The 25,413-nt window shown below is 54.9% G+C and carries 20 protein-coding genes and 1 pseudogene; 10 read left to right on the top strand and 11 right to left on the bottom strand.

Annotated features, from left to right (window positions below):
* From AC222A_RS11000 to AC222A_RS10990, 3 genes are all read right to left on the bottom strand, one after another.
* Positions 1 to 1,344, bottom strand: a 1,344-nt coding sequence (locus tag AC222A_RS11000; RefSeq protein WP_486774977.1) for a cytochrome P450, incomplete at its 3' end; no start/stop codon positions are given.
* Between the two features lie 51 nt (positions 1,345 to 1,395).
* Positions 1,396 to 2,214, bottom strand: a complete 819-nt coding sequence (locus AC222A_RS10995; protein ID WP_372749976.1) for a crotonase/enoyl-CoA hydratase family protein — start codon at positions 2,212 to 2,214, stop codon at positions 1,396 to 1,398.
* Positions 2,215 to 2,229: 15 nt separating this feature from the next.
* Positions 2,230 to 3,753 carry a hypothetical protein gene (locus AC222A_RS10990; protein ID WP_486774976.1) on the bottom strand — a complete coding sequence of 508 codons (1,524 nt, stop codon included), beginning with the start codon at positions 3,751 to 3,753 and terminating at the stop codon, positions 2,230 to 2,232.
* A 285-nt stretch (positions 3,754 to 4,038) separates the two neighbouring features.
* Here AC222A_RS10990 and AC222A_RS10985 point away from each other — a divergent pair.
* From AC222A_RS10985 to AC222A_RS10960, 6 genes and pseudogenes are all read left to right on the top strand, one after another.
* Positions 4,039 to 5,499 (top strand): annotated as a pseudogene (locus tag AC222A_RS10985) (coniferyl aldehyde dehydrogenase); the annotation flags it as partial.
* Between the two features lie 13 nt (positions 5,500 to 5,512).
* Positions 5,513 to 6,697 (top strand): acyl-CoA dehydrogenase family protein, encoded by a 1,185-nt coding sequence (locus AC222A_RS10980; RefSeq protein WP_372749636.1) that lies wholly within the window; start codon positions 5,513 to 5,515, stop codon positions 6,695 to 6,697.
* A gap of 1 nt (position 6,698) precedes the next feature.
* The gene (locus AC222A_RS10975; RefSeq protein WP_486774975.1) at positions 6,699 to 7,829 is read left to right on the top strand and encodes an acyl-CoA dehydrogenase family protein; all 1,131 of its coding nucleotides are present in this window, start codon (positions 6,699 to 6,701) and stop codon (positions 7,827 to 7,829) included.
* On the top strand, positions 7,753 to 9,507 hold the full coding sequence (locus AC222A_RS10970; RefSeq protein WP_486774974.1) for an acyl-CoA synthetase: 1,755 nt from the start codon (positions 7,753 to 7,755) through the stop codon (positions 9,505 to 9,507). Before AC222A_RS10975 ends, AC222A_RS10970 begins: the two co-directional genes overlap by 77 nt.
* Entirely contained in the window at positions 9,504 to 10,427 is a 924-nt protein-coding gene (locus tag AC222A_RS10965) for a TIGR03564 family F420-dependent LLM class oxidoreductase (protein WP_486774973.1), read from the top strand. The genes AC222A_RS10970 and AC222A_RS10965 overlap by 4 nt, the downstream gene beginning before the upstream one ends.
* Before the next feature lie 8 nt (positions 10,428 to 10,435).
* Positions 10,436 to 10,888, top strand: a complete 453-nt coding sequence (locus AC222A_RS10960; RefSeq protein WP_372748761.1) for a MaoC/PaaZ C-terminal domain-containing protein — start codon at positions 10,436 to 10,438, stop codon at positions 10,886 to 10,888.
* A gap of 9 nt (positions 10,889 to 10,897) precedes the next feature.
* On the opposite strand, the gene mtnC is transcribed toward AC222A_RS10960, so the two are convergent.
* From mtnC to AC222A_RS10930, 6 genes are all read right to left on the bottom strand, one after another.
* On the bottom strand, positions 10,898 to 11,599 hold the full coding sequence (gene mtnC, locus AC222A_RS10955; protein WP_372810845.1) for an acireductone synthase: 702 nt from the start codon (positions 11,597 to 11,599) through the stop codon (positions 10,898 to 10,900).
* Complete coding sequence (locus AC222A_RS10950; protein WP_372748763.1) at positions 11,599 to 12,144, bottom strand: 1,2-dihydroxy-3-keto-5-methylthiopentene dioxygenase; 546 nt, start codon at positions 12,142 to 12,144, stop codon at positions 11,599 to 11,601. Before AC222A_RS10950 ends, mtnC begins: the two co-directional genes overlap by 1 nt.
* A gap of 18 nt (positions 12,145 to 12,162) precedes the next feature.
* Positions 12,163 to 12,777, bottom strand: coding sequence for a methylthioribulose 1-phosphate dehydratase (locus tag AC222A_RS10945; RefSeq protein ID WP_372748764.1), 615 nt, complete (start codon positions 12,775 to 12,777; stop codon positions 12,163 to 12,165).
* A 102-nt stretch (positions 12,778 to 12,879) separates the two neighbouring features.
* Positions 12,880 to 13,509, bottom strand: a complete 630-nt coding sequence (locus AC222A_RS10940) for a lysophospholipid acyltransferase family protein (RefSeq protein ID WP_486774978.1) — start codon at positions 13,507 to 13,509, stop codon at positions 12,880 to 12,882.
* A gap of 52 nt (positions 13,510 to 13,561) precedes the next feature.
* On the bottom strand, positions 13,562 to 14,404 hold the full coding sequence (locus AC222A_RS10935) for a DUF6279 family lipoprotein (protein WP_486774972.1): 843 nt from the start codon (positions 14,402 to 14,404) through the stop codon (positions 13,562 to 13,564).
* A gap of 86 nt (positions 14,405 to 14,490) precedes the next feature.
* On the bottom strand, positions 14,491 to 15,384 hold the full coding sequence (locus AC222A_RS10930; protein ID WP_486774971.1) for an alpha/beta fold hydrolase: 894 nt from the start codon (positions 15,382 to 15,384) through the stop codon (positions 14,491 to 14,493).
* 131 nt (positions 15,385 to 15,515) lie between these two features.
* Here AC222A_RS10930 and AC222A_RS10925 point away from each other — a divergent pair, with 131 nt between their 5' ends.
* The 4 genes from AC222A_RS10925 (at position 15,516) to AC222A_RS10910 (ending at position 21,408) form a co-directional block, all read left to right on the top strand.
* Complete coding sequence (locus AC222A_RS10925) at positions 15,516 to 16,169, top strand: TetR/AcrR family transcriptional regulator (RefSeq protein WP_486774970.1); 654 nt, start codon at positions 15,516 to 15,518, stop codon at positions 16,167 to 16,169.
* 64 nt (positions 16,170 to 16,233) lie between these two features.
* Positions 16,234 to 18,612: a TonB-dependent receptor gene (locus AC222A_RS10920; RefSeq protein ID WP_486774969.1), complete on the top strand. Its 2,379-nt coding sequence runs from the start codon at positions 16,234 to 16,236 to the stop codon at positions 18,610 to 18,612.
* 10 nt (positions 18,613 to 18,622) lie between these two features.
* A complete protein-coding gene (locus AC222A_RS10915) occupies positions 18,623 to 19,771 on the top strand; it encodes an extracellular catalytic domain type 1 short-chain-length polyhydroxyalkanoate depolymerase (RefSeq protein WP_372759624.1) in 1,149 nt (382 codons plus the stop codon).
* Positions 19,772 to 19,794: 23 nt separating this feature from the next.
* Positions 19,795 to 21,408: a long-chain fatty acid--CoA ligase gene (locus tag AC222A_RS10910; RefSeq protein WP_486774968.1), complete on the top strand. Its 1,614-nt coding sequence runs from the start codon at positions 19,795 to 19,797 to the stop codon at positions 21,406 to 21,408.
* A gap of 71 nt (positions 21,409 to 21,479) precedes the next feature.
* Here the strand turns inward: AC222A_RS10910 and AC222A_RS10905 are convergent, their stop codons facing one another.
* Positions 21,480 to 23,285 (bottom strand): WS/DGAT/MGAT family O-acyltransferase, encoded by a 1,806-nt coding sequence (locus AC222A_RS10905; RefSeq protein WP_372758920.1) that lies wholly within the window; start codon positions 23,283 to 23,285, stop codon positions 21,480 to 21,482.
* A gap of 416 nt (positions 23,286 to 23,701) precedes the next feature.
* Positions 23,702 to 25,411, bottom strand: coding sequence for an FAD-binding protein (locus AC222A_RS10900; RefSeq protein ID WP_486774967.1), 1,710 nt, complete (start codon positions 25,409 to 25,411; stop codon positions 23,702 to 23,704).
* Between the last annotated feature and the right edge of the window lie 2 nt (positions 25,412 to 25,413).

Raw genomic sequence — 25,413 nt, 5'->3', positions numbered from 1 at the left:
ATCAGTCGGCTTCGGCAAAGGCAAGGTCTGCATAAAAGGTTCTTTAGTGTGTTTTGCAAAAAAATCATATTTCAACAAGAACTGGTAGAGAAAGCACTTGTACTCCATCTGCGAAAAGTGCATGCCAATACACTTATGTGCCCCGCCACCAAAGGGATGAAAAACAAAGGGATGCTGCTTGTGCTCTGCCCGCTCGGGAGAAAAACGATCCGGATCAAAGCGGTGTGGCTCAGTCCAGTACTCATCCATAAAATGCGTAAACCGGGGCACCGTGTACACCATTGTGTGCGCCGGCACCTTTATTCCGGCAAGTTCAACATCACGGATAGTTCGCCTGGGCACCAACGGCGTTGACGTGCGCACACGCTGTACTTCGAAGAACACCTGTTCCATATAGGGCACACTAGCAAGGTCTTCGTAGTCCAGTGTCGGCTTGCCAACTGATAAACACTCGCGATACAGCTTTTCTTTGACGTCTGGATTGCGGGCCAGGTAGTACATCGTGTGCGTGATGGCAGCCGTGGTGGTATCGTGCGCCGCAAACAGCAGAAAGATAATCTGATTGACGATGGCTTCATCGCTAAAATAATTACCATCCTCATCTTTTTCTCTGCAGATCAGACTCAACATATCGCGCCGGTTACCCACGCGCTTGTCGTCAATCAGGCTTGCCACAAACTGCTGCAGATATTCACTGCCCTTTAACCCCTTATCCAGCACTGTTCCAGGCAAGCGGTAGGGCACCAGGTACATCATGCCGTTAAGCGCATCGATAAACGCCTGATTGAGTCGCTCTACCCGTTCTCCCCGCTCCGACTCACCGATAAATATCTCCGCCGCCACTTCCAGCAGAAGATTTTTTATCAAAAAGAAGAAGGGCACAGTCTGTCCTGTGTGACTTTCCCACTCCGTCAGGGCCCGCTGATAAATCGCATTGATATCGCGGGTGTAGTTCTTCAATGCATCGCTTTTAAACGCTGTTTGGAAAATCCGGCGCTGCGCTTTGTGGTGTTCGAAATCCTCCATAATCAGGCTGCCGGGGAAGAACTTAGCCACCCGGTCCATAAAACCCATCTTTGAGGAAAACTCGCGGTCGGGATCAAGGTAGATGCGTTGCATCAGGTCTGGGCCCAGCGCAACAATACCCTTCCCACTAGGCAAATTTACTCTGCATACTGGGCCGTATTTAGCATACTGCTTCTGCGACCACTCAAAGGGGTCTTTGTAGAACTGCAGTGTATGCCCGATCAATGGAAGGCCTTCGTCGCCCGGAATGCCAGACAGATCCTGGTTATTGGGCTCGTGAATATAATCGTCGTAATTAGTTACCGGGGTTGCGGCCATAACTGCCTCATCTGATTCATATCTGTTGCGAGTGCTCGACCCATCGCCTGATTACTCACCTATAAAGGCAGGCTTTCGTTTTTCCTTGAATGCTTTCATGCCTTCTTTTGCATCCTTGGTGGCAAAAATCCCCCAACCCAGTTGTTCTTCTTTTGCCAGCGCATCGCGTTCCGGCATACTTTCATCGTTTTCCCTTACTGATTTAAGAATGGCTTGTACTGACAAGGGCGCATTCTCACAAAGCTCTTCAGCCACTTTCATGGCTTCGGCCAATGCCTGTCCTTTGGGAACGATCCGGTTTATCAAGCCCCAATCGAGCGCTTCCTGCGCTGATACATGGCGGCCCAACAATAATATTTCCATGGCCAGGCAATAGGGAATCTGACGCCGCAGGCGAATCGTGGAACCCCCCAGAGGAAACAGGCCGCGTTTGCATTCAGTAACGCCAAAGACCGCATCTTCAGCAGCGACCCGGATTTCCGTACCCTGCAGAATCTCGGTACCCCCTGCCAACGCATAGCCTTCTACCGCAAGAATCACCGGTTTCGTCGGCCGGTTATGTCGCAACAAAGCTTGCCAATGCAGATCAGGAATGTCTTTCATCATCGCGTTGATTTCGTCGGCATCCGCGCCACCTTCGGTGCCGGTTTTCAGATCCATACCCGCACAGAAGGTGTCGCCCTTGCCTGTCAGCACGGCGCAGTAGAGATCCTTGTCTTCGTCCAGACGGCGCCAGGCACGGTACATACCCACAATCATTTGCCCGCTAAGTGCATTCTTTGCTTCCGGACGATTCAGCGTTACTACCAGCACGTGCCCTTTCTTTTCAATCGTACAGTTCGGGGTACTGATATCCAGTTCCTGACTCATGACTTTCTCCTATTATTATTGATTAACAACCGATGCTGCCGATTCGATGGAAAACAGCTTGCCGTCAGAGATAGTGACCGTTTTCCCCACCCATTCTCTCTGAGTCATCACTTTCAGTGCTTCTTGGTTGTCGGAGCGAGCAACGACCCGTTTGCCGTCTGGCGTTTCACCGTACACAAAGCCGTGGGTAATCGTGTCCTTGTGAAATACCACGGTATATCCCAGCACTCTAGCAGGACCGTCATACTCGGTAATCGACGGTACGGGCTTATCAATTGCTGCAACACTGTCAGTAACATCTTCGTATCGGTAGCCCTCAGGTCCCGGTTTGTTGGCAAAGATAGCTACCGCCTGTTTACCAAATATGCCGCTTAAATTAGATGTTAGCCCGTAGCCAGGTGCCGCATCCCCTTCGGCTTTTTCCCGCAACACTTCAACCATTCTGGCAACACCATCGAGTGCACCATGATTATAAGGACCACCGGCAAAAGCCATCGAGCCAGTTACTGTCCAGGAAATATTGCGCTTAAGCTTCAAATCCCGGGCAAAGGATTGCACCGCTGAGGGGAAACAACTGTAGAGATCGGCGGCGACTATGTTATCTGCCGAAATGCCGGCCAATTCGTAGGCACGCTGGCCTGCGACTACGGTACCCGGATGAGTATGCAGTGCGCGCTGCTCTGCCAAGCAGACCACGTGGCGCGACTGGGCCGCTGATACCGGATAAATCCACTGGCTTTCATTCAGGCCGAGCGCCCGCGCGCGCTCCACCGAGCACACCAGAATCGCTACTGATTGATTAACGTTCCACTGACTGTTGTGCTTCTTGGTGTAGGGGAAAGCCAGCATCGTATTTTTCCCAGCCGGGTTGCGAATATCGCTGGCGGCGACAGGCTCGCGATTCCAGGCGTGTGGATTAGCTGCCGCAATCTCGCTGAATTCGCTGTAGAGCTCTGCCACCTGATCCCGATGCGACTCTATATCCAGCCCCTGCTCTGCCCTCAACGCCGATTCAATGACCGCAAAAAGCTCTACAGGCATCATGATGCCAGCATTGGATTCAGCCTGAGTGGCGAAGGGGTCCGGGGTGGGGTGATACACATCAGGGGGCGGCGTATCCTCGGGCTCCTGATAGTTACTCACTTCGGTCCCGGTTATCTTTGCCCGCAGATCTCGATACTTTGCTTCGCCGCCGGTCACCACGCCCATCGAGACCTCGCCAGCCTGTATCGCAGCAAACAGGTCGAACAGCGGGGTCAACTGCAACACACCCAAATCGGCCAACACGCTCCGCGCTCCGGGGCAGCCAATCGCCTCCGCAATCAGCTTACCGGGGTTGCGGTACTGCCACATGCCCTGCTCGACCGAAATGGATTCAATCGTAGTAACAAGGTCGGGCCGACCCGCGTCTTTGGCTGCATCACGAACAGCTTCTACCATCATTTCATAAGGTTCGGGGCACGCTGCCGGGTCGTCTGTAGGGTTCTGATAAAAACCGACCCCGACAATCACGGGTGTATTGGGCGCAATCTCTTTCACAACGGCTCCTTACATTGATCGACCATTTGGCAACAACCCACATTACCAATCTTTTATACAACTATATTCTTGTATACCGTAGTATATTTCAACGATGGCAATCTAAATTTTTTGTCACCTCAAACTCGTCAGCATTAAAAAAACAAACGCACGAGAACAGATAGCGAGGGATGCCGATGAAAGATCAGTCGGATAGGAAACCAGCGGTAGCAGGTAAGCTCCCGTGCAGCACCAGCGTCGGTGTCGCTGGTGCTGCCAAGCTCCCCCTAACATCATCCAACGAAAAACCCTACATGCACGGAAAATCCCAACATGACTGCTACTGATATTTCGGAACTTCTGACCCAGCAGAAACGTGCCTTTATCAAAGAAGGCGCCGTGACAGCTGCCACTCGAATTGACCGACTACAGCGACTGCATCATCTTGTGGGGCGCCACCGCCGGCAAATTACAGAAGTCGTCAGTGCGGATTTTGGCAATCGCTCACTGCACCAGTCACAAATGTCTGAAGTGCTTGCATCCATGGATGGCATTAAACACGCGATCAAAAATGTAAAACGTTGGATGCGCCCGGAGCGGCGTAAACCGCCATTCCCCTTCGGTCTACTTGGCGCCAAGGCCCATATCGAATATGCACCCAAAGGCTCCGTGGGCAATCTGTCCACCTGGAACTTTCCCGTATATACGGCGCTGTCACCGTTGACCGGCATACTGGCTGCCGGCAACCGCGCCATGCTCAAGCTTTCAGAGCTGACACCTGAGACCGCGCAACTCCTCAAAACGCTGATAGAAGAACAGTTTTCACCCGAGGAGGTAGCCGTCGTGTTGGGCGATGCGGCGGTAGGCGCGCAGTTTGCCGCGCAGCCCTTTGATCACCTGATTTTTACTGGCGGCACCCATATTGGGCGCCATATTCTGGAAGCCGCAAGCAAAAATCTGACACCTTGCACTTTGGAGCTCGGCGGCAAGTCGCCGGTCGTAATCAGTCGTTCCTATGATCTCAATAAAGCCGCCGAGCGAATTTTTGCCGGTAAGGCACTCAATCAGGGGCAGGCCTGCCTGGCCCCAGATTATGTGTTTGTACCCAAAACAGCGCTTCAAGACTTTATTAACGCGGTCACTCAGTGCTACAGCACCTGGTTTCCCACCTTGATCGACAATCCCGACGTCACCTCCGTCATTAATCAGCGTCACTATCAACGCATTCGCAATCTGATTGAAGACGCCAGACAAAAAGGCGCGAGCATTCACAGCATTAACCCCGCAAACGAAAATCTGGAACAGCAACCCGAACATCTGCACAAGATCCCCCTCACCTTAGTCAGCAATGTCAGCGACGATATGGCGATCATGCGCGAAGAGATTTTCGGCCCGGTCATGGCCATCAAAACCTATGACAATATCGATGAATGCGTGACGTACATCGCCGCCCGCCCGCGCCCCCTGGGACTTTATTATTTCGGCAATGACACAAACGAAGAGCGCTTTGTACTCGACAACACCATCAGCGGCAGTGTCTGCCTGAACGATGTGATGGGGCAAGCCAGCTGTGAGGACTTGCCCTTCGGTGGCATTGGTGCGTCGGGCATGGGGCACTATCACGGGCAGGACGGCTTTCGAACCTTTAGTCACGCCCGCGCAATTTACCGCCAATCTCCCATCAACCTGATGAAGCTGTCGGGCATGCTGCCGCCCTATTCCGACAAATGCCAGAAGCAGTTAGACCAACTGACGAAAGTAAACTAAGGACGTTTCTGCCATGAGAATCGGATTAACAGAAGAACAACAGGCTCTGAAAGAAAAAATCCGTCACTACATGCGCGGTCTACTCGATGAGCCCATGCGGCAGGAAATGGCACAACCTGACTTTATGGAAGGTGGCGGCCCTCATTTCCAGTCACGACTGCAGCAAATGGGCGCAGACGGCTGGCTTGGACTCGGCTGGCCAAAAGAACTGGGAGGCCAAGGTATTGGCCCCGTCGAGCAGTACATCTTTACCGAAGAAATCATGAACTCCGGCTTTCCCTATCCATTTCTCACTGTCGATACCGTGGGCCCAATGCTTGCGCAACATGGCAGCGAATTTCTGCGCGAAACGGTGGTAAGAAAAATATTGCAGGGCAAGGTGATTATTTCCGTGGGTTACTCCGAACCCGATGCCGGCACCGATTTGGCAAGCCTTAAAACACGCGCCGACCGCGATGGCGAAGACTGGATTATCAATGGCCAGAAAGTGTGGACCAGCCTTGGCCAGTTCGCCGATTATGTCTGGCTTGCGGCGCGCACCAACCACAATCCCGATATCAAAAAGCATAAAGGCATTACCATCTTCCTGGTCCCTACCAGCGCGCCCGGCTTCTCGCTTACCCCCATCCACACGCTGGGCATGCGCACTAACGCCACCTACTACGAAAACATTCGCATACCTGACAAATATCGTGTTGGCGAGATTGATGGGGGCTGGAAACTGATCACCGGACAGCTCAATCGAGAACGCCTCTCGATTGTAAACCCTGGCATGCTTGGCGGCCTGTTCGAAGAGGTCTGCGCCTGGGCGGCGACAACAAAATCCCCCAATGGCAACCCGATCATCCACACGCCGTGGGTTAAACAAAGCCTGGCGCGGGTTCAGCTAGATCTGGAGACACTCAAGCTGATGTGCTGGAAGCAAGCCTGGTCAATGCAGTCAGGCAATCCAGACATGGCAGATTCCTCTGCCGCCAAGGTGTTTGGCAGTGAGTTTTTTGTAGAAACCTATCGTCGCCTGATGGAAGTCATCGGTCAGGCCGCAACGCTCAAACGAGGCTCACCAGGGGCCGTACTCAAAGGAAAGCTCGAACACCGCTACCGTGTCGGATCTGTGCTGACATTCGGTGGCGGCACCAATGAAATACAACGGGAAATCATCGCCGGCGCCGGCCTGTTTCTACCCAGGGGAAGATAGCATGGACTTTTCCATACCGGACACACATCACGATGTACAGGCGCTGTGCAACCGCGTAGTCAAAGACTTTTCGACCCAGGAACGATTACGTGAAATGGACTCACAGTCACAGGCCTGGGATCACGCGCTCTGGCAACAATTCGTCGACAGCGGATTGCACCTTATCTCCCTGCCCGAATCAATCGGCGGCAGCGCGTTAGATTTACACGCCGCCGCTGCCGTAGCACAGAGCATTGGAGAGCACACAGCACATACGCCGTGGCTATACTGCATCGCCATAGCGCACGGGCTATCCTCATTCGAACAACAAGACGCCGTTTCAGACTTACTCAACGCGCTGACACAGGGCCGCGTGATATGCACCCCAGCCATGATCGAGCTGGGTAATGACGTCTTGGAAGCACCGGCAACCCGCGCTGAACACAACGATAACGGCTGGCAACTCAATGGCAATAAAGACTGCGTGCCCTATGCCGCCGACGCAGAACAACTGCTGGTCACAGCCGCTTGCGAACATGGCCTGTGGTTGGGGCTCGTGCCCAAAGACCAGGCGAGCGTTGTCGAAGAAGATCAGCTCGCAACGCACGGAGAACCACAATCGCACATAACCTTCCATAACGCCCACGCCGCTTGCCTAGCATACGGCGAAGACGCCACGCATTTGGTTCAGCAGATTAACAACCTTTTGCTCGCCCTGCAGTGCGCAACCGCCATCGGCGTGGCCAAAGCCATGCTCGATCTGGCAGCTCAATACACGGGGCAGCGCAAGCAATTTGGGGTAGCAATCGCCACGTTCCAGGCCGTCGCCCACCGCTTGGCAGATTGCTACATCGCGATAGAACGACTGAAAATTCTAACCCTGAAAGCAATTGATGACGTCGACCAGAAACACCCCGGCGCGCTGCTTTCCTGCGCGATGGCCAAAGCCTTGTGTGGCGATGTATTGCACGATGTTAGTCAGGCAACGCAACACGTTCACGGTGGCATGGGGATAGACCGGGACTATCCACTGTTTCGCTATTGTCAGTGGGCTAAACATTTAGAGCTGCACCTTGGTGGCACCCAACACCATCTCTGTCGGCTTGCCGACGCATTGGAAAAGCAAACCCTTTCAGACTGCACAGGAAGCTGAATCGATGGACTTTAACTTTGCTGACCTGCTCGAACGCGTCGCGAACAATATTCCCGACAGAGAGGCCCTTGTGTGCGGTGATCGTCGCGCCAGCTACCGCCAGCTTGACGAAGACTCCAGTCGCTTTGCTGCTCATCTACTGAGCTGCGGCATCAGCAAGGGCGACCACGTGGGTATTTATGGCTACAACAGTATCGAGTGGGTGACCGCGATGTTGGGCTGCTACAAAATAGGTGCGGCGCCAATCAACATAAACTTTCGTTACGTTGATGAAGAATTGATATACATCGCACGCGATGCCGACCTCAAAGCATTGGTCTTCGATGTGGAATTCTCGGCGAACGTCAATCGCATTCGCCAGCACCTGCCGTTGATAACACACTTTGTCTCTATCGACTGGACAAACGAAGGCGAACGCTTCCCGGAGGTGGAAGGCAGTGTGTGTTTCTACGACGCCTGTCGAGACACCCAAGACCAGCCACTACCACCGCGCAGCGGCGATGATCACTATATTCTTTACACTGGCGGTACAACGGGCATGCCAAAAGGCGTTGTATGGCGCCAGGAAGATGCAGTCATGATTCTATGTGGTGGCATTGATATGTACACGCAGGAACCCATAGCAACACCTGAGGCCATGGCAGACCGCTGCCTGGCTGAAAACGCAATGCACATGAAATCACTGCAAGTGGCACCTTTGATGCACGGGGCTGCACAGGGCGCCATAATGCGCGCGTTATTCGAGGGCAGCACGGTTATTCTGCTGGCAAGCAAACATTTCGATCCGCACGAAGTCTGGCAACAGGTGGAGCGCGAGGGCGTGCATATTCTGATGGTTACAGGCGACGCCATGGCCAAACCTCTCATGATGGCGCTGGAAAAGGGAAAGGTCGACGGCAGCAGCTATAACACCTCAACGCTCTTTGCCTTTGCCAGCACGTCGGCCGTGTTCTCGCCCACACTCAAAGACCGCTATGTAGAAAAACTTCCGCACGTAGTGATTACCGACAATATTGGCTCATCAGAAAGCGGCTTTACCGGAACCACCATTCACGAGAAAGGCAAAGCCGAAACCAATGCGGGCGGACCGCGGGTAACCCCAGCACGCAATACCGTGGTGCTCGACGACGAGCTCAACATTATTCCACCGGGGGATGAGCGCGTTGGGTTGCTTGCAAAATCCGGCTATATTCCACTGGCCTACTACAAAGACCAGGCCAAAACTGCAAAGACCTTTGTAACGGCTAAAGATGGAAAACGGTATGTGATTCCCGGCGACCGCGCGCGCCACAACAGTGATGGCACCATAACCATGCTCGGTCGCGATTCACAGTGCATCAATTCCGGCGGCGAAAAGATTTATGCCGAGGAAGTTGAAATGGCGGTGAAGGCACACCCAGACGTGCTCGACTGTCTCGTTGTCGCCACTCCACACGAACGTTTCGGTCAATGCGTCACCGCACTGGTGCAATTACACAGCGGCGCGCGTGCCCCTGACATCGACAGTCTTCACACGGCCTGCGCCAGCCATATCGCCCGCTACAAACTCCCGCGACGTGTTTACTATGTGGCGAGCATCAAACGCTCGCCCAGCGGTAAGGCAGATTACAAATGGGCAATGGAGGAAGCACAGCTGCTTTACTATGCCCAACTGCGCACGGAAGATGTCAGAACATGAATATCGGCTTTATGTGCGGCATGAAAAATAACGGCCGCTACACCATTGACGACTACCTGGAAGAAATTCGTTTTGCCCAGAGCATTGGCCTCGACCAGGCCTGGATGGGTCAGGTGTTCAGCGCTGATGCGATCTCTGTGCTAACACTGGCCGCACGCGAAACCACGTCGATTCGGCTGGGCACCGCCGTTACACCAATTCAACCGCGCCATCCGACATCGCTTGCGTTACAAGCACTGACCGCGAACGCCGCCAGCGCCGGTCGCATTGATCTTGGCATTGGGCTGTCTCACAAGCTGGTTATCGAAGACATGTACGGCCTGTCGTATAAAAAGCCCGCTCAGCAAATGCGCGAATACCTTCAAGTGCTGGTGCCTCTGTGCAGGCGTGAGCGCTGCGATTACGATGGTGATCTGTATCGAGTACACGCCAAACTGCCAGTGGCAGACGCTGGCGAAGTACCGATTATCGTCGCGGCGCTGGGCCCGGCGATGCTAAAGCTCGCGGGGCAACTCGCGGCAGGCACCACCACCTGGATGACCGGGCCAAAAACGCTAGCGCAACACACCATTCCACTTATCCGGCACGCAGCTGCGGCGGCAGATAAACCACAGCCTCGGGTTGTTGCGAGTTTCCCCATCGTACTGACCGACAAGCCTGAGGACGCCAAAACCCAGGTTGCCGACAAAACCGCCATCTACGGTCACATACCCTCTTACAAGGCAATGTTGGAACAGGAGGGTGCCGAGCACCCGGTCGACCTCGCGCTAATTGGCGACAAAGCGACCTTGCGCAGCCAACTACAAGCGCTGAAAGATCTCGGCGTCGACGATTTTAACGCCTTCTGTATGGACACCGACCCGGAAGCGGTACAGCGAACGCTGACCTTTCTGGCCGAAGAAAAAACCAATCTACGCTAGGACACCACATGCTGTATTACGAAGATATTGATCTAGGGGCGCGCTATACCTCTCGCGAGTACTATGTCGACAAAGACGAACTGATCGACTTCGCGAAACAATGGGACCCGCAACCCTTTCATATTGATGAGGAAGCCGCCAGAGGCTATCCCACCGGACTGATAGGTACCAGCGTACACAGCTACGCAATACTGACGAAACTACTCACCGAAAGTGACCAGGAGCCGCCTGCCATGGTGGCCGGGTTAGGCATCGAAGACTGGCGTATGCCTTACCCCTTGCGGCCCGGAGATACGGTGCATGCGGTTGGATCGGTGGAATCAAAGCGCGAGTCAAAGTCGAAACCGGAATTCGGCATTCTGGTTTCGCGCAGCGAATTGATCAATCAAGATGGCAAGGTCGTACTTACACACTGCAGTTCGGGCTTGATAATGAAAAGGCCGCAATCGGTAGTCGCCTAGACTGCCTTCTTATTCTGCGAGCTGTATCTCGTGAAAACTCGATACCACTGGGTAGGAATGTTCAGCTACCGCGGCATTGCCCGGTCGTTCGAGTAGACAAACCTGGAAACCAGCCCGGCTGGCAGCGTCCAGCTCGGCGACAACGTCAGACAGAAAAAGCATAGCCGGAGCAGCGAATCCGGTCACCCCGGCAATAGCCGTGTAACTCTGACTATCACGCTTGGGTCCGGTTGTGGTGTCAAAATGGCCATCGAATAACGGCAGCAGATTGCCAGCTTCCGAGAATTCAAAAAACAGTTTCTGCGCCAGTACAGAGCCGGAAGAATAGACAAACAGTTTCAGGCCGGCATGCTTCCAGCGCTTCAACGCATCTCCCACATCGCCAAATACATGAGCCCGGTAATCGCGGTTGCGATACCCCGCCTCCCAGACTTTCCCCTGCAGCGCTTTCAGCGGCGTTGCTTTCACGTCATCCCGAATCCAGCCAAGTAACTGCCCTACCAAGGCGTCAACATCGTTCGGCGACAGAGCAGCCTCGCGCGCCACGGCATCGAGTTGTTCACGCACCTCCGGCTCTTCTGCATGTTTGCGAACATACTCTGGCAGGTGTTTCGCCGCATAGGGGAATAACACGTCGTGCACAAAGGAGATCGAACTGGTGGTGCCTTCGATATCCGTCACCACCGCTGCGATACCGCTGAATTTCACCATCAGGCTTCCAGCCGCGAAAACTGGTCTGCAATCTCACTACCTGAATAATGCGCCACCCAGCCATCGGGGTTATTGAAAAAACGCAGCGCCACCAGATGTGGTTCTGGCCCCATATCAAACCAGTGACGAGTGTTGGCCGGCACGCTGATAAGGTCACCTTTTTCGCACAACACTTCATAGACCTTGTCATCGATATGCAGCGAAAATAGCCCTTTGCCATCGACAAAAAAGCGCACTTCATCTTCCGTGTGGATGTGCTCAGACAGAAATTTTTTGCGCAATACATCCTTATCCGGGTTGTCCGCTTTAAGGCTGATCACATCCACTGTCTGGTAGCCCTCTTCATCGAGCAGCCGCTTTACATCGTCTTGGTATGCAGCCAGCACTTTTTCCTGACTGTCTCCGGCCACCACCGCAGCGCCAGCCTGCCACTGTTCGAAGCGCACACCGACGGCCTTGAGAACAGCAGCAATTTCCTGCTGGTTATTGCTGTGCAGCTCCACCTTATTCGGCTGACTATCTGCAAATACCTTTAGTTGACTCATCGATTGATCTCCCGGACGTCAGCCGCGCAGACGTCGCAATTCAAGCTCACAGTGAAACAAAAAATCCAACGCTTCCAGCTCACGCTGACAGGCATCCAGACTGTCTGCCCAGCAATATACGCCGTGTCCGCGAATGACATAGGCCGGGCAATCAGGCTGGCGATCGAAATACGCATCAACGCTTTTCGCAAGCGCAGCAATATCCTGAGTGTTGTCGAACACCGGGATGGTCAGCACCGACTCATGGGTATCAACACCGGCAAAGGCCTTTTGCAATTCATAACCTTCGAATACCAGCTCAGCCTCGGGCGAATGCATCGACAGCACGGTAGAGGCGGGGGTATGACAGTGCAGCGCTGCGTTAACCTTGGGAAATCTGGCATACAGCTGTGTGTGAAGCAGTGTTTCCGCTGAGGGCTTTCCACCGTCGACCGGCTGCCCCTGCAGATCCACCGCTAGGAAATCCTGTTCGTTCAGCCGCCCTTTGTGGCGACCAGAGGCGGTCACCAGTACGCTGTCGCTCGCCAGACGCATAGAAAAATTGCCGCTGGTAGCGGGCACCCAACCACGTGCGTGTAACTCCCGGCCTGCCGCCGCGAGCGCTCTGGCCTTGGCTAGAAAATCGCTGTTCAACCCGCTGTCCTTTCTCAGAAATCTGCTTCAGAAACACCGCGTGTTTCCACAGGTGATACGAGCGGCGGAGTATACCCCGCCTGTACCGCCCCGCAAGGGGTTTCAGCTGCGCGTTTCGGTCGAATCCAGGCGAATAAACTTTTCCGGGTGTCGCGGTACAACCGTATCGTAGTCGGCCCGCAGAGCCCGCATGTCCGCCTCTAAGTTACCGGTAGGATAGAACGGTGCCCAAATACCTGCCCGTCGGCTGCCTGCATCCAGATAGCAGCGCACGATCGGTACACCGGCCTCGCGGGCAATATGATAGAAGCCCTGCTTCCACTGGGGCACGGGCTTGCGCGTTCCCTCAGGCGCTATGATCAACACCATTTCATCGGCGCGGTCGAACTCATCGACCATTTGCTGAACAAAATTATTCCGATTGCTGCGATCCACCGCAATCCCACCGAGCCAGCGCAGTACAGAGCCCACTGGGCCGATAAAGACACTGTGCTTGATCATGAATTTAACGCGCCGCTTGAGCAGCAAACCCACCGGGAACATCATCAGAAAATCCCAGTTACTGGTATGGGGCGCCAGTATCAGTACATATTTTTTCTCGGCGGGTGCCTCCACATGGTGAGTCCACCCCCGCCATTTAAGCAGCGGCAATGCAATCCGCTCAAGCAGCCGAATTATCCACGGGTGGTCAAAAATATTGGGGGGACGCTTGAGGGTCTCTACTACCTGCATATTCACATCAATACCTCACCGACAGCCACGTTAACTACGTAGAACCAACCAGTCAGCTTTGCTCCAACAATTTGCGGATATCTTCGGCGATTTTACGCAATTCAGCAAGCAAGTGGTCACGTTGCTGCTGAGTAAGACTGTTCTCTATCGTCAGCAGCATGGCTTTTGTAAGGTCGCGGTTCTGCTGTAGCTGACGCTGCTCCCAATCTTCGAGGTAAGGGGTATCGTCAGCCAGCAACTGCTGCAGGCGCTGACTAAACGCTGGTTTCTGCCTGGCCGCGAGCAATTCGGCAAAGGCCTGCTGACGGTGCTCGCGTAAGCGAAACCAGATGGGGTAACTGTCGGGCGCGCGTCCGGCCCAATCGGCTACGACACTTTTCTGTGCGGGCGTAGCCGAACCCAGCCAACGCTCTAGCTGGTCGACAACACGCTCATTGCGCTGTTTGATCCGTTTGCGATCAGTGATCGCCACGTGCTTGTCGAAATACTCTTTGTGCTTTTCCGTCAGACGCTGCAATAAACCTGCAACCTGAGTGTCTGACAACTCGGCCAGCAACGGCGCAGCATCGGCAATCGCCCGATCCCGGGCACGATACCAGGCAGTTTCGAAATCACCCGTCAGCGCATCGTAGTGTTCTTCGGAAAAGTCCTTGCCCAGCGCTACCTGCATACGCTCGAGCAGATCCACGTAGTTCGGCAATTCTTCCAGCCGATGCCACGCCAGCCACTGCTCAACCGTCGTCTCCAGCTGGCTAGTTTGCGGCGGAGTGAGATCAACATAATCCTTAACCGCGCGCTCAATAAACCAATCGGCACGGTTATAGAAAAACTGCGTAGCACTGCAGCCACTGATGAACAGCAGAACAATCAGGCTCAGGCAGGTTCTAGCCTTCATTGCGCACCCTCTTTCGCATGGTATTGCGTGCGGGCCATTATGGCACGAGCACTAATGACAGGCGCGCAGTGGTTAAAAAATACCCGTTACGACCCCGGTTTTAGGGTGCGGCGCAGGAGGGTCGCAATCTGCCTGGCGCCGTTGCCACCAAGCACAATGGTATAGTGATTGACGTCTTCAAGAGCGCAGACCGTCAGCCCGGGTATAGCCTGAGCCAGTCGCTCCACACGCGCCAGAGGGTAGAGTGGCGCATCATCCATAACGCCGCGCGGCGCTTGCAGAAACCAACCTTCACCGCTTAGCTGTTCGATGGAGGCAGGAATGATGTCACTCATCAGCTGGCTGTTGGTATCTTCGACTATCGCCGTCTTGTTTACCGGCGAGTGCAGATGCGGCGCCTTCCCCGTTAGGTCAAACAGAAAGTAGTTTTCCAGCGCATCGCTCCAGTCCTCAACGCGAGCAAAGGCAGGGTGCGCTCGCCAGAAGTCCAGGTAGGCTGCCGCGCTCTCAAACTGCATATCAAGCCGCTGCATCGCAGGGCCGATAATCGCGTCTATTAACTGTTCGGGGGTAACGTCCGGCACCTCATCAAACAGAGGCAGCCCCCCGTCCACAAGCATGTAGCGTGGTATACGCTCGGGCATTGCCGCCTGACTAACTACGGTGACAAAGGCGCCCATCGAATGACCCAGCATCAGATCGACCGAGTCGATATTCAAAGCATCGAGCAGCGCCGCCATATCTCGAGCGTGTTCGGCCATACCCCACGGACCGGCTATCCCCGCACTGCCGCCACGGCCCCGATGATCCGGTGCAATCAGCTGAAACCCATCCCCCAACGCATCGGCAAGCCCCTGAAATGACAGGTGATTCGCAGTAATACCGTGAGAGCAGAGAATGCGTGGTCCGGTGTTTCCCCAGAGCCCAACATGAAACAGTCCGCCATCGACCTCGATATCGATCGTGCGATAGTCCGGCATCAACAACCCCTTATTATCGTTATCGTGACGACGATAGATTAGCCTAACGATCGTTCGTTGACAAAACAAAATATCCTCTTAGAATGTGATAAACGAACAATAAATACACTAACGATCGTTCAGGAATGCGTATGCCGGTACAAACCCATACCGCCAGCAATGTCAGACGCCTGGCCAGCGCCACTACCGCCTTGCCCGCTGACGTGGCTCCTGCCGGCCCGAAGGGCGGCATTCTGAATGTTGCACTGCGGCTGTTCGCTGAGCACGGCTACGCCGGTGCCTCAATTCGCGATATCGCCCAGGCTTGCAACCTCAAACCGGCATCGATTTACGCGCATTACGCCTCCAAGGAAAAACTACTGGCGCAGTTGCTCAATCTGGGTCACGAAGAACATTTCAAAATGGTTCAGGAAGCAGTGATTGATGCCGAGCCTGAGCCCTTTACTCAGCTCAAGGCCTACGTCTCCGGCCATGTGCGTTTCCATGCCGAATTTCCAATGTTGGCAACCGTGGTCAATCACGAGCTGCACGCCTTGTCAGCTGAAGAAGTCACGACGGCACTGAAGTTGCGCGAGCAGGCGACAAATCTCCTGATGCACATTCTGAAGCGTGGCCAGGAACAGGGTGCCTTTGCCACCGACTACGATCACTGGCTGGCCGGTGCGGCAATTGGTGCCATGGGCATACGGGTAGCCAATTGGTACTCGGAACAGCACGAAAAAAGCATTGAAGACATCGTCGACCACTATCAGCGCTTTGCCTGCCGGCTGGTTGGCACGCCCTGAATAACAGCGACCCGAAAACGCGGCACAACTAAAACAATATCTATAACAACAGGAGAAGTCGGGCATGATAAACCGTCATCGCAGATCCCCCCTCTGGCTGGCCCTAAGCGGTCTCTGCCTGCTGCCACTGATTGGCAACGCCCAGGAATCCTCCCCAGGCGGAAAAAAGCCTCGAGTGATCGAAGAAATTATTGTATCAGCGCAGAAGCGCGATGAGGCGGTACAGGATGTGCCGATTTCCATGTCAGTAATGACCGCTGAATTCATGGTGGAACAGGGTGTCACGGATTTGCGCGAAGCGCTGTTGTACGTGCCCAATGTTGCTGTAGAGCAGGCCGGCTTTTTCGCTGCACCGCGAGCACGTGGCTTCACTTTCAATAACAACAACAAGGCGTTTGAGCCGCCGCTGGGTTTGGCTATTGACGGCGTGCCCTACACGCGCATCCCTTACTTCCTCGCCGCCACTTTTGACTTAAAGCGCATGGAAGTGTTGCGCGGCCCACAGGGCACCACATTCGGCAAAAATACTACCGCCGGCCTGATTCACATACTTACCGCCGACCCCAGCGACGAGTTCACCGGCAACTTCAGCGCCCAACGCGGTGACTTCGAGCGCGAGCGCTACGAAGCCAGCTTCGGCGGCCCCTTAATTCAAGACATTGTGAATTTTCGCATCGCGGCTTTCACTGACGAGCGCGACGGATTTATCGAAAATACGACCGACGACGTAAACCCCAAAGCACAGGAAAATTTCCGCGGACACGACCGCGATGGTTACCGGCTGAAACTGCAGTTTCCGGATCTTGCGGGCGCCGACGTAAAGCTCACCTGGGAAGATGTTGATCTCACGGATTTGGGCACCGGTTTTGAAATCATCCGCGCCTCGGATGAAGTTAAGGAATACCTGCGCGCCTATGATCCCAATACCGACTTTGAAAAAGGCAACTACACCGCGTCGCTGGATGAGCAGGACGGCCGCTCGGTCAATATCAAAACCTTTAACCTGCAGGTGAACTACGACATCAGCGAATGGGGACTGGTGTTTGTAGGCGGCCACTCAGTGCTGGAGCAATCGCTGAGTCTGGATACCGACTTTACCCCAGCCCCGGCAACGCTCGGCCTCGGCGGCGATAAGTCCCCCACGACCACAGGCGAATTTCGCGTTATATCTCCACCGTTAGAAGGCCTGTTTGGCATCGAGAGCCTGTTCGGCGCCGATCTGGGAAGCAGCGACTTCGTCGCCGGCGTGTTCTATCAGGACAGACAAATCAACGACAGCTACTTCCGCTTCATTTTCGATCTTCCATCGTACTTGGGCTTGATTGCAGCCGCAGGCTCTGACGATTCTGCCCTGGCCTACTCCCTCCTGCCCAACCTGGGCGAAGACCAACTGGTCGAAGACTTCACCCAAACTTTCGAGCAGGAGGCCGAATCCAAGGCTGTATTTGCTGAGTTCAAATGGCACTTTCTGCCGGAGTGGACTGCACAGGTGGGTATGCGCAATGGCACCGAGACGAAGGTTGGCGAGTGGAAACAGTTCTACAACCAGTCGCAACCGGCCGTCGTATTGCCTCAGGCGGGCATTCAGGAATTTGAGGCTCGCCGCGAACAAGAAGATACCCAGTTTCAGCACAAAATCTCGCTCAATTGGCAGCCAACGGAAAACATCAGTCTCTTCCTGCATCGCGCTGAAGGTGTAAAAGGCGGCGGCTTCAACGCTTTTGCTTTCCGCGGGGTTGAGGATGAACTGGTTTTCTACCCCGAATTCACAACCGAATGGAGCTTCAATGCCAAAACCAGCTGGCTGGACAATACGCTCAACGCCAACCTGTCCATTTTCCGCATGGATGTCGACGACTTCCAGGTGCTGAGCCGCGCTCCGGAACGCACCACCATCGGCATAGGGGTAACGCTGGTTAAAAATGCGGCTGAAGCTCGCTCGCAAGGCGTTGAAGGTGACATTCAATGGCTGGTAAATGATTGGTTCACGCTGATCGGCACCATCGGCTACAACGAAACGGAATACCTCAACTTCACTGACAATGAATGCCCTCCGGACAAAACCGATGACCCAAACTGTGGTGACGCCTCTGGCAAATCCTTTCCTTTCGCGCCGGAGTGGAACAACACCCTCACTGGTCTAGTGCGCCTGCCGATTTCCAACACCGGACTGGAATTCACCGCCAGCGCTACCATCGAACAGTTTTCTGAACAGTTGCTCGATGTGGACCTGGACGAACGCAAACTACAAGAAGGCTTTGAACGCTATAAGGCCAGCCTTGGTATTGCTCACCCGGCTCAGGGCTGGAGCTTGAAAGTCATTGGGGAGAATCTTAGCGACGAAGCTACCGGCATCCGCCAGGGCGATCTGTTCTCCGGCGTATTTGTTGAAATTGCCGAGCAGCCGCGCACGCTCTATGCGCAATTTGATTGGCGGTTTTGAGGTCTGATTCATGCTGGCGCGCCTTCTGCTTCTAGCCACTGCGTTGCTCTCGCTGACTGCCTGCAATGGCTCTTCGAGCTCATCGGGTGGCAGCCCAGCCAACACGCAAGCTGCGTCTTTCAAGCAGTTTCGTTTTGAACAGGACGGCCTGCCATCACGGGACTACTTCGTGTACGTTCCTGCTTCATTGCGGGCCAACGCGCCCTTGGTGGTTTATCTGCATGGATGCAACCAAAATGCCCAACAGGCTGCCATTGGCACCCGCTGGAACGAAGCTGCTGAACGCTTTGGCTTTGTGGTGGTTTATCCGGAGCAGAAAAATCCCAACAACGAAGAAGAGCCCGCAGACCAGACCAACGGCCATCTCAATGACGGCAATGGCATCAACTGCTGGAACTGGTTTCGCCCCGAGCACTTAAATCGCGACGAGGGCGAACCGGGCACCATCGCGGGTATAACGCACGAGGTGATGGCGCGCGCTGATATCAGTATTGATCCGAACCGGGTTTACCTCAGCGGAATGTCGGCCGGTGGAATTATGGCCAGCACCATGGGGGCCACCTACCCGGAACTGTACGCAGCTATTGCCGTGGTTGCCGGTTGCGGTTACCCGGCCTGTGGCGACCCCACCGGTAGCGCCGCCTATCAGGCGATGGGAAATCATGCCCGACGCCTGCCGGTCATTCTGTTTCACGGTACAGCCGATGAAATTGCGCCCATTGCCATGGGCGAAGATGCACTGCGTCAGTGGCTCGGTGCCAACGATTGGAGCGACAATAGTCAACCCGATCAATCGGTGCCCGCCACGCCAGCCCAAACCTACAATGTTGGCTTTGATGAAAGCCTGTTTGCCAATGTGGGCAATGAGGGCGACACCTGTATTCGCAATCAAAACTCACCCTGTATCGGCGGCGTCTTCGCCTTTGCAAGCTACCCCACGACCATAGAACGATACGCAGATGCCAACGGCTGCCCACTCATCGATTTCTGGGTGATCCACGGCCTCACGCACAACTACCCCGGCGGCAACCCAGAGGGCAATTTTGTTGACCCCATAGGCCCAGATATTACGCTGGCCAGCGTCAATTTTTTTCTGGCCAACCCGAAAAACAGCGTCTTTGAACGCGGCGAACTCGACTGCAACGCGTTGCTGCAGTAAACCAATCTATAAAAGAGGGAACCATGCTGCAATCTACCATGATGAATATGCCGCTCACCCTGAACAGTATTCTTGATCGCTGCGGATCACTGTTCGCGGATGTCGACATCATCTCCAACACCCCCGACAAACAGCTGCACAAAACCAACTATGGCGAGGTAGCCCGGCGCGCACGACAACTTGCCAGTGCGCTCCAAAAAGCCGGCGTAAAACCCGGCGACCGGGTAGCCACGTTGATGTGGAACCATTACGCCCACCTGGAATGCTACTTTGCGATACCCAGCATCGGAGCTGTGATTCACACCCTTAATTTGCGACTGCACGGCGACGATATCGCCTACATTGCCAACCACGCCGAAGATCGCATCCTGATCATTGACGATATATTACTGCCACTGTTTCGGGAGTTCGAAGATCAGGTCAGTTTTGAGCGTATCATCGTGCTCAACTATGGTGGTGAGCCGCACACGCATGAAGATTATGAAGACTTTCTGAGTAGCGGTAATGCACAGCCGGAAGCTGTCGATATCGATGAGCACTGGGCCTGCGGCATGTGCTACACCTCAGGCACCACCGGCAAACCCAAGGGCGTACTTTACGGCCATCGCTCATCCGTATTGCACGCGATGGGCTTTGCTCTGCCCGACGCCGGCAATCTTTCTTTTCGCGACACGATCTGCCCGGTAGTGCCCATGTTTCACGCCAAAGCCTGGGGCTTGCCCTACGCTGGCGCCATGGTCGGTGCGCGCCAGGTACTGCCCGGCCCCCATCTCGACGCGGAAAGTCTACTCGACCTGTTTAGCCAAACCGGGGTGAACTTCACCGCCGGAGTGCCCACTATCTGGATGCGTGTTTACGAATCACTGACCCGGGAACCCACGCGCTGGTCGCTAAGCGAAAACTTGCGGTTGTTTGTCGGCGGCTCTGCGACGCCTTCCTCCCTGATCGAAAACTTCAGATCACTGGGCATGACCTTGCAGACGGTGTGGGGCATGACCGAGACCTCACCCATTGCCAGCGTGTCCACCATGCGCCCTGAAATTGACGCGCTGGACACTGACGAACAGAAACGCTACCGAGCACGGGCTGGAATTCCACTGCCACTGGTGGAACTCCGCGTGCAAACCGACGACGGCGAGCTTGCAGACTGCGATGGCAAAACGGTGGGCGAATTACAGGCCCGCGGCCCCTGGATTACCAACAGCTACTACAACCGGCCCGATGCCGCAGACAGCTTTACCGACGACGGCTGGTTTTGCACTGGCGATGTCGCAGCGATTACGCCACTGGGCTATGTACAGATATCGGATCGCACCAAAGACCTGATCAAATCCGGTGGTGAATGGATAAGTTCGGTCGACCTGGAAAACGAACTTATGGCTCATGCGGACATAGCCGAGGCCTGCGTCATTGCCGTGAGCCACCCCAAGTGGATGGAACGGCCGCTGGCCGCCGTGGTTAAGAAGCCGGGAGCAGAAATTTCCGACACGGCAGTAAAGGACCACCTGCGCCAGAAATTCGCAAACTGGTGGATTCCTGATGCGGTGGTATTTGTCGACGAGATTCCCAAAACCTCCACCGGAAAATTCATGAAACTGAGATTGCGGGAACAGTTTGCCGATTGGCACTGGGATTAGTTTCGAAGGGAAGAGCTAAAGAAAAAGCCGGGCACAGGCCCGGCTTCTCCGTCTGAAATGGCGCGACTCGGTCAGTGCAGGGCTGATTCCTTACGCGCTGGCTCAGCATCAACATCCGCAAAGATAGATGTCACCGACTCGCTGCTGCCCTTACCATTAGTCTTGGCAGCTTTGCGAACCGGAGCCTTGGCCGGCGGTTTGGCCTTGCTTGCTGGCGCAGGCTTGGCGGTGTTCTCCGCCTGCTTCACTTCAGCCGCAACCGACGAGACCGCCTCCAGCTGCTTTTTACTGGCCTGCTTGCGCTTGCTGGCACTGGTCTTCACAGCCTTGGCTTTACGCGGCGGTGCCTTTGGCGCCGGCGCTGTCGCCTTGGCCTTCTTGGCTGCGCTAGCTGCCACACGCGGCTTTTTCACCAGCGGCGCAACATTATCCTTCACTTGTTCAGCAGCTTCTTCATCACTGCGACGATTCAGGGCCGCCTCCTTCAGTTCTTCGAAGGTTTCGTACATGAAGCCCACAAAGGTCGAGGGATCAGACACCGTATCGCGATCTGCCAACAACGAGAGCGTCAGCAAGCCATTGGACGTAAAGGCCAGATTGAATATCCCCATACCTGGCGTTAACAGACCCATGCCGTAATAGCGCACCATCTTCGCGCCAGCGGTGTACAGCGGGAAGGGAGGCCCGGCAACGTTGGACACCACACCGGAAATGTTAGCCGGCACGTGGCGGGTCAACTGGTTGTTGATATACATGTTGATGAAAGGCTTGGTCAACGCTGGCGAGAACATGCCGGTCACTTTCAATGCATCCACCAAGGGTGAGGACTCGCCGTGGGATTTAGCATCGGACGAGCTCTTCATGATTGCCCGCAAACGCTCCAGGGGGTCCTTGATATGGGTGTGCAGCTCCAGAAACACCGAGCCGATCTGGTTGTTGTCTTCAGTGACACCACGGCGGGTACGCATGTTCAATGGTACCGATACCGCCAGGCTCTTTTCTGGCAGCTCGCCAAGGTTATCAAGGTAGCGACGCATCGCCCCTGACACAATCGCCAGCACCACGTCATTGACCTTGCAGTCAGCCGCATTTTTGACGGCCTTTATTTCTTCCAGCGAAAATTCCGCTGCATCAAAGGCTCGGTAAGGTCCAACCGGCTTGTTAAAGCGGGTTTTGGGCGCGCTGATCGGCGGCATGGGTATTTCCTTGCGCGCCAGCCCCAGCGCAAACTTGCCAATATCTTTGGCAAGACCGGCAGCACCCTTGGCCATTTTGAATGTATTTTTCACCTGGTTAACAGTGGCAGCAGCGGCCAGATAACCCGGGGTCGGCGGCGTATCAACCGTTATGGTTGTGCGCTCGGTATTTAGCTTGGGGTTGGGTTCCAGATCATGGATGGCCGACATAAAGGAGGCGCCACCCGCGCCATCCACCAGCGAGTGATGCATCTTGGTGTAGATGGCAAACGCGCCCTCGGGCACATCGACAATATTGTCCAAGCCCTCAATGATATAGACCTCCCACAGCGGGCGAGACATATCGAGCGGTCGCGCGTGCAAACGCGACACCAGAATACAGAGCTGGCGCCAGTCACCCGGTTTGGGCAGGGCGATGTGGCGGATATGAAATTCCACATCAAAATTGGCATCCTGAACCCAGTACGGCCGATCGAAACCGCCGGGGGTGTGCACCAGACGAGCACGGAAAATGGGCTGTTTAAGCAGACGTTGCTCGAAATTCGCGATTACGCCCTTGAAACGGACAGACCCGCCCGGTGCCGTCGACTGATCATAAATTCCAAGCCCGCCAATATGTTGCGGTGTATGTGGATGCTCCAGGTTTACAAATGCTGAATCAATAATTCCGAGTTGTTTCATAGCGCCCTGCCAAAAATTCCTTTTATTTTGTCGCTTCCAAGACCGACGAGATGCTTATTGAGCAATGCTGACTCGCGCCAACGCGAAGTAGACTGCGGATTCAATAATGCGGGTATTTTTCAAATCTGATTACTAAGTCATTGGAACCTAGCAATGTTACATTTGATCGTATCAGAGACATTGTAGCTGATAGCTGGAAGCTTAGATCAATTTTCCACCGTTAGTTCTACCGAAAAATTTGACACACATCAACGGCGCCAACGATCCCTTGCAACTGCGCACAAACTGCGCGGATATCCCACCAAAAAGTTCAAAGCAAATACGGTGCCAGCGCTAATTCAGCAGGTAGGCATCAATACAGAAGAAAGCAGCACGTTTTTGGGGCGCGCCACGAAGGCTCGCCCCAAAGAGGTGCTTTATTGGCCGGAGATATGTTTGGCTGCTTGATAGGCAAACGTCATGGCTGGCCCAAGGGTTGAACCCGGACCGGGATAGGTCGGCAATACCGCCGCCGAGCAATTGCCCACAGCGTAAAGCCCCTCAACCCAACTGCCATCTTCACGCATTACCTGCGCGTTGGGGTTGGTGGCCAAACCACCCTGCGTGCCAAAATCCCCCGCATCGAGCCGGATAGCGTAGAACGGCGCCTCGTCGATCGCGCCCAGGCAGGGGTTGGGTTCAAAACGCGGGTCACCATAGTAGCGGTCGTAGGCAGAATCCCCACGCTGAAACTCTGGGTCTTTGCCGTCTTTGGCGTACTGGTTCATGTTGGCAACCGTCTTTTCCAGGTTATCCGCATCGATACCCAGCTGCTCGGCCAATTCGCGTACCGTGTTGGCCTTACCCACCAGCTTGGTTTCAAACCACTCCTTGGGAATAGTCCAATCCGGCTTCAGGGACGCCGTCATCAGCGGGCCGACGATGTAATCCCGGCGGAAGCGCGCATCAAACACCTGATACATCGGCGAGCATGGCGTTTCTTCTGAATGGGCCTCATAGAGGTCTTTCTGGAAGGCCATGTAATTCTGTGATTCGTTAGCAAAGCGTTCACCGCGCATGTTTACGATGCAGGAGCCCGGATAAGACTTCTCCATTACGCTCAAACGCGGCGCCGGCTCGCCCGGCACGGAAATGGTGGTACACCACCAGGCGCCGCTCATCAGGCGGGTGGCCGCCCCCAAGCGCAGGCCTTCGCGAATGGCGTCACCGGTATTGCCCGCTACCCCGCCGCTCCAGCTGGTATCCGTGGGCGCAGGCAGGTATTGCTCGCGCATTGCCTGATTTTTCTCAAAGCCACCAGCGGCCAGCACCACACCCTTGCGCGCTTGAATGCGCTGGGTTTTACCGTCTTTGGTAATGACGGCGCCAATTACCTTGCCGTTTTCATCCACCAAAGACTCCATAGTGGTCTCGGTCCACAGCGGAATGTTGCGCTCTTTCAGCGAGTACCAAAGACGAGCCACCCCCGCCGCACCCGTACAGATCTGACGGCTGCGCGAATGGCCGCGCAGTAGCCAGAGAAAATCGAGGTAATAGCTGGCCAGCAATTTCATGGTCAGCTTAACCCAGCCCGGCGCCTGCACAGTCAGCAGGGCAGCCTCCACCTGCGTAAAATAAATGCGGTTGAACAGCCGCATCATATGATGGGTGGGGCGCAGTCGTTTAACATCGTCGCCCAGCAGCGAGGAATCGAACCGCGCCGGCTCCATGGAGCGATGACCGGTGCGCGAGCCTTCCACATTGGTGTAATAATCCGGGTAATGCTCCAGCGATTCATAGCGCATGTGGGTGCGCTCGTGCATGAAGTCGACCATTTCCGGGGCGACCTGCAAATAGGTATCAATCATTTCCTCGGGTACATCGCCCTCGGGAATGGTACTCATCAGATACTTTTTGGCATCTTCAAAAGAATCCTGAGCGCCGGCAGCTTTTGCATAGCGATTGCAGGGAATCCAGACACCACCGCCCGACGTGGCACTGGTGCCGCCCACCAGGCCTGACTTTTCGATGACGAGTACATCTTGCGTACCCATTTCATAACAGGCCAGTGCAGCGGTCAGGGCTCCATTACCGCTGCCCACCACCAGTACGTCGACACTGTGATCCCATTGTTGTTCTGCGCTCATGA

The organism is Litorivivens sp., from assembly GCF_057445395.1.
This window is presented reverse-complemented; position numbering and strand designations above follow the sequence as displayed.

Coding starts and splice junctions, on each gene's coding strand:
- AC222A_RS10915 (WP_372759624.1), top strand. CDS start 18,623: ATGCTGGCGCGCCTTCTGCTTCTAGCCACTGCGTTGCTCTCGCTGACT.
- AC222A_RS10910 (WP_486774968.1), top strand. CDS start 19,795: ATGCTGCAATCTACCATGATGAATATGCCGCTCACCCTGAACAGTATT.
- AC222A_RS10935 (WP_486774972.1), bottom strand. CDS start 14,404: ATGAAGGCTAGAACCTGCCTGAGCCTGATTGTTCTGCTGTTCATCAGT.
- AC222A_RS10995 (WP_372749976.1), bottom strand. CDS start 2,214: ATGAGTCAGGAACTGGATATCAGTACCCCGAACTGTACGATTGAAAAG.
- AC222A_RS10965 (WP_486774973.1), top strand. CDS start 9,504: ATGAATATCGGCTTTATGTGCGGCATGAAAAATAACGGCCGCTACACC.
- AC222A_RS10975 (WP_486774975.1), top strand. CDS start 6,699: ATGGACTTTTCCATACCGGACACACATCACGATGTACAGGCGCTGTGC.
- AC222A_RS10920 (WP_486774969.1), top strand. CDS start 16,234: ATGATAAACCGTCATCGCAGATCCCCCCTCTGGCTGGCCCTAAGCGGT.
- AC222A_RS10950 (WP_372748763.1), bottom strand. CDS start 12,144: ATGAGTCAACTAAAGGTATTTGCAGATAGTCAGCCGAATAAGGTGGAG.
- AC222A_RS10930 (WP_486774971.1), bottom strand. CDS start 15,384: ATGCCGGACTATCGCACGATCGATATCGAGGTCGATGGCGGACTGTTT.
- AC222A_RS10925 (WP_486774970.1), top strand. CDS start 15,516: ATGCCGGTACAAACCCATACCGCCAGCAATGTCAGACGCCTGGCCAGC.
- mtnC (WP_372810845.1), bottom strand. CDS start 11,599: ATGGTGAAATTCAGCGGTATCGCAGCGGTGGTGACGGATATCGAAGGC.
- AC222A_RS10905 (WP_372758920.1), bottom strand. CDS start 23,285: ATGAAACAACTCGGAATTATTGATTCAGCATTTGTAAACCTGGAGCAT.
- AC222A_RS10940 (WP_486774978.1), bottom strand. CDS start 13,509: ATGCAGGTAGTAGAGACCCTCAAGCGTCCCCCCAATATTTTTGACCAC.
- AC222A_RS10900 (WP_486774967.1), bottom strand. CDS start 25,411: ATGAGCGCAGAACAACAATGGGATCACAGTGTCGACGTACTGGTGGTG.
- AC222A_RS10980 (WP_372749636.1), top strand. CDS start 5,513: ATGAGAATCGGATTAACAGAAGAACAACAGGCTCTGAAAGAAAAAATC.
- AC222A_RS10960 (WP_372748761.1), top strand. CDS start 10,436: ATGCTGTATTACGAAGATATTGATCTAGGGGCGCGCTATACCTCTCGC.